This is a genomic window from Mesorhizobium sp. M1A.F.Ca.ET.072.01.1.1, assembly GCF_004023325.1.
In the GTDB taxonomy this organism is placed as follows: Bacteria; Pseudomonadota; Alphaproteobacteria; order Rhizobiales; family Rhizobiaceae; genus Mesorhizobium.
Genome location: NZ_RZSF01000548.1, coordinates 1 through 2785, shown reverse-complemented (window position 1 = coordinate 2785; position 2785 = coordinate 1). Strand labels below are relative to the sequence as shown.

The following is a 2785-nucleotide window of genomic DNA, read 5'->3' as shown; positions in this document are numbered from 1 at the left end:
GGACGTGCAGCTGCTCTTCGCCGACCAGTCGACCGGCGCTCGCTCGCCCTCCATGGTCGGCCAGGGCCGCATCGGCGAGCTGATCCAGGCCAAGCCCCAGGCGCGCCTGGCGCTTCAGGCTGTCGATCTGGCTTTCCAACTCGCCGACGACATCGTCCAGCCGTTCGAGGTTTTGTTCGGCCGCCTTCAGCCGAAGCTCCGCCTCGTGCCGGCGCGTGTGCAAGCCGGAGATACCGGCGGCTTCTTCGAGCAGCGCCCGGCGCGCCTGGGGCTTGGCCTGGATCAGCTCGCCGATGCGGCCCTGGCCGACCATGGAGGGCGAGCGAGCGCCGGTCGACTGGTCGGCGAAGAGCAGCTGCACGTCCTTGGCGCGCGCTTCCTTTCCGTTGATGCGGTAGAGCGAGCCCGCCTCGCGCTCGATGCGGCGCGACACCTGCAATTCATCGGCGTCGTTGAAGGCGGCGGGCGCCGTGCGGTCCGAATTGTCGAGGAAGAGCGTGACTTCGGCGGTGTTGCGCGCCGGCCGCGCGCCGGAGCCGGAAAAGATCACGTCGTCCATGCCGGACGCGCGCATGTTCTTGTAGGAGCTTTCGCCCATCACCCAGCGCAGCGCCTCGACAAGGTTGGACTTGCCGCAGCCGTTCGGCCCGACAATGCCGGTCAGCCCGCGTTCGATGACGAACTCGCCGGGCTCGACGAAGGACTTGAAACCGAGGAGGCGAAGGCGCGAAAACTTCATTCGCGCCGCTCCGCAAAGACCAATATGCCGAAGTCAAGCAGCTTCGGCGCGGCCTGGACGTCAGAGCAGAGGGTCGATGATGGCCGACATTTCCTCAATCGACATCGCCCCTTTGTAGGTCTTTCCGTTGATGAAGAAGGTCGGCGTCGAGTCGACCTTGAACTCGTCCGCTCCGCGTTTCTGGACTGCTCTCACATCGTCCAGAAGCTTCTGGTCCGTCAAGCAGGCCTCAAATGACTCCTGTGTAAAACCGGCGAGCTTGGAAATCTGCAGCAGCGCTTCCTTGGTGTTGCTGACGCCGACCCAGCTCGGCTGCTGCTTGAACAACACGTCCACCATGGCGAAATAGTTGTCCTTGGCGCAGCGCGCCAGCATGAAGCCGGCCTCGGCGCTCGGGTCGAAGGGGAATTCGCGCAGGATGTAGCGCACCTTGCCGGTGTCGATGTATTTCGACTTCAGCTCAGGGAAGGTTGTGTCGTTGAAATGCGCGCAATGCGGGCAGGTCATCGAGGCATATTCGACGATGGTGACCTTGGCGTCGTCCTTGCCGAGCTGCTTGTCGGGCAAAGCGCCGGGCTTGAGCAGTTCCGCCATGTCGACGGTGCCCTGCGCTTCCGGCACCTGAGCGGCCGCGGGCGTGGCAGGCTTGGCTGGCGTCGACGGATTGGCGGGCTTCACATCGGCCGCCTTTGCCTCTTCACCCGAGTCGCTGCACGCGGCAAGCAGCGCCACTGCCGGAACGGCGGCCAGCGTGGTCAGAAGGTTTCTGCGAGACAAAGAGCGGTTCATGCGAATCACCTGATATCGGTTGGATTTTGCAATGCAAGGGCTAGAAAAGGCGAGAGTTGGCGCGAATTAAGGCATCGGCATCCCCAATCCAATCGCCAAATTTTTCGGGCGCGATCACGAATATGCGATATTAACGACAATTTTGCAGCGCCCTCCACGTCTTTTCCCGAAACCGCCGGAACTTCGGGAGACATGCTCAGGGCTTTTTTTGTCCGAGGATGGTCGCGCCGAGCCGCTCGAGCGAAGCGCGCAAGCCATCATCCTCGATCTTGCCGACCGTTCGCGCCAGCTTCGATTTCTCGGCCTCGCTGAGAGGCCGCGGTTGCGGTTTCGGCCGCGCTTTCGCCGAAAGGACCGGCTTCTGCAGGATCTTGATGCGGCCTACGGCGTTGAAACCCAGGAAGGCGTTGACGCGGTTGATGACCTCACCCGCCTCATGCTGAAGATGCAGCGCCGCCATGCCTTCGCAGGCAATGATCAGCACCGCCGGCTCGAACGGATCGTCCTCATGCAGGCGGCGCGGCCACTGGATCTTTTCCGGGCGCGAGTGGCTGGCCAGGCGCGGCCCGGCGATCTCTTCCCAGGACTGCACCAGCCCGATCGAGATGCCGGCGCGCTTCTTCAGGACAGGATCGAGGATCTCGGTCGCGAGATCGCTCACCGGAACGGGATTGCCGAAGGGCCTTTTCCCTGCCATGTGCGTTCTCCGATCCTAACTCACCCGATCAATGGCACCGCAAGACCAGACCCGCAAGGCCGCAGCCGAGAAGTGCGTATCCGGAGATAGCAGCATCGCCGTCCGCCTGCTTGCCTGGTACGACGCGCATCACCGCGACCTGCCCTGGCGCGTGACGCCGAGTGCGTTCTCGCGCGGGACAAAACCCGACCCTTATCGCGTCTGGCTCTCCGAGGTCATGCTGCAGCAGACCACGGTCGAGGCGGTGAAAGCCTATTTCCGGACGTTTGTCGAGAAATGGCCGACCGTCGAGGCGCTGGCGGCAGCGCCGGCCGAGGACGTCATGAAGGCCTGGGCCGGGCTCGGTTATTACTCGAGGGCACGCAATCTCAAAGCCTGCGCCGATCTCGTGGCGCAGCGGGGCGGCCGCTTTCCCGACACCGAGGCCGGATTGAAGGAATTGCCGGGCATCGGCGCCTACACGGCGGCCGCCATCGCGGCGATCGCCTTCGACCGGCCTGCCGCAGTCGTCGACGGCAATGTCGAGCGTGTCATCTCGCGGCTCTATTCGGTGGAGACGC

Annotated in this window: 3 protein-coding genes and 1 pseudogene; 1 reads left to right on the top strand and 3 read right to left on the bottom strand. The window is 63.8% G+C overall.

Annotated elements, in window-relative coordinates; translation table 11 throughout:
- The 3 genes from EOA32_RS36025 to EOA32_RS36015 all read right to left on the bottom strand — a co-directional run.
- Window positions 1–739 (bottom strand): chromosome segregation SMC family protein (locus tag EOA32_RS36025; RefSeq protein WP_245499515.1); only part of this gene is annotated, 739 nt, incomplete at its 3' end.
- Between the two features lie 60 nt (window positions 740–799).
- The gene (locus tag EOA32_RS36020; RefSeq protein ID WP_067327871.1) at window positions 800–1528 is read right to left on the bottom strand and encodes a DsbA family protein; all 729 of its coding nucleotides are present in this window, start codon (window positions 1526–1528) and stop codon (window positions 800–802) included.
- A gap of 196 nt (window positions 1529–1724) precedes the next feature.
- Entirely contained in the window at window positions 1725–2225 is a 501-nt protein-coding gene (locus EOA32_RS36015) for a DUF721 domain-containing protein (protein WP_128374217.1), read from the bottom strand.
- A 31-nt stretch (window positions 2226–2256) separates the two neighbouring features.
- Here EOA32_RS36015 and EOA32_RS36010 point away from each other — a divergent pair.
- Window positions 2257–2785, top strand: a pseudogene (locus EOA32_RS36010) (A/G-specific adenine glycosylase); the annotation flags it as partial.

Bases quoted from the DNA above. Each gene is read 5' to 3' on its own strand.
- EOA32_RS36015 (WP_128374217.1), bottom strand. From the start codon at position 2,225: ATGGCAGGGAAAAGGCCCTTCGGCAATCCCGTTCCGGTGAGCGATCTC.
- EOA32_RS36020 (WP_067327871.1), bottom strand. From the start codon at position 1,528: ATGAACCGCTCTTTGTCTCGCAGAAACCTTCTGACCACGCTGGCCGCC.